At 66.9% G+C, this 1078-nt stretch carries 1 protein-coding gene; it reads right to left on the bottom strand.

All coding sequences use genetic code 11. From position 1 onward, the window contains the following. Positions 1 to 1078 (bottom strand): bifunctional phosphoribosylaminoimidazolecarboxamide formyltransferase/IMP cyclohydrolase (purH, locus tag EN984_RS35685; protein WP_127384411.1); only part of this gene is annotated, 1078 nt, incomplete at both ends.

Genomic DNA, 1078 nt, shown 5'->3' with positions numbered 1-1078 from the left:
GGGAAGAAGGCGTCGGAGGCGACGACCGAGCCCTTGGTCAGCGGTTCGGCAAGGCCCGCGGCCTCGGCGGCGTCGAGTGCCTTGCGGGCGGCGATGCGTGAGGAATCGACCCGGCTCATCTGGCCGGCGCCGATGCCGACGGTGGCGCCGTCCCTGACGTAGACGATGGCGTTGGACTTGACGTGCTTGGCGATGCGGAAGGCGAATTTCAGGTCGGCCATTTCGGCCGGCGTCGGCGCCCGCTTGGTCACCACTTTCAGTTCGAGGTCGTCGACGACGGCGTTGTCCCGGCCCTGGATGAGCAGGCCGCCGGCGACGGATTTGACCGTCGTACCCGGCGTGCGCGGGTCCGGCAGCCCACCGGTGACCAGCAGGCGCAAATTCTTTTTCGCCGCCACGATGGCCGCTGCCTCGTCGGTGGCGCCGGGCGCGATGATTACCTCGGTGAAGGTTTTTACGATCTCTTCCGCCGCCTCGGCGTCGAGGGTGCGGTTGACGGCGATGATGCCGCCGAAGGCCGAGACCGGGTCGCAGGCCAGCGCCTTGGCGTAGGCGGCTTTCAGCGAGTCGCCTTCGGCAACGCCGCACGGATTGGCGTGCTTGATGATGGCGACGGCGGCGGAAAGGTCGGGGTCGAACTCGCCGACCAGTTCGAAGGCGGCGTCGGTGTCGTTGATGTTGTTGTAGGATAGCTGCTTGCCCTGCAGCTGGCGCGCCGTGGCGACGCCCGGGCGCTTGTCGCCGTTGACGTAGAAGCCGGCGCTCTGATGCGGGTTCTCGCCATAGCGCATCACCTCGACCAACCTGCCGCCAAAGGCGCGCCATGTCGGATGTTCGATCTCGAGCGCTTCGGCGAACCAGCCGGAGATCGCCGCGTCATAGCTGGCGGTGCGGGCGAAGGCCTTGGCGGCCAGCTTCTTGCGGAAATCCAGCGACAGCGAGCCGATGTTCATCTCCAGCGCATTCAGCACCGAGGCGTAATCGCCGGGGTCGGTGACGATGGCGACATAGGCGTGGTTCTTGGCCGAGGCGCGGATCATCGCCGGCCCGCCAATGTCGATGTTTTCGACGATCGACG

Source organism: Mesorhizobium sp. M7A.F.Ca.CA.004.12.1.1 (genome assembly GCF_003997835.1).
Taxonomy (GTDB): domain Bacteria; phylum Pseudomonadota; class Alphaproteobacteria; order Rhizobiales; family Rhizobiaceae; genus Mesorhizobium.
Note: the sequence above shows the minus strand (reverse complement) of the source record. Positions and strands in the feature narration are given on the sequence as shown.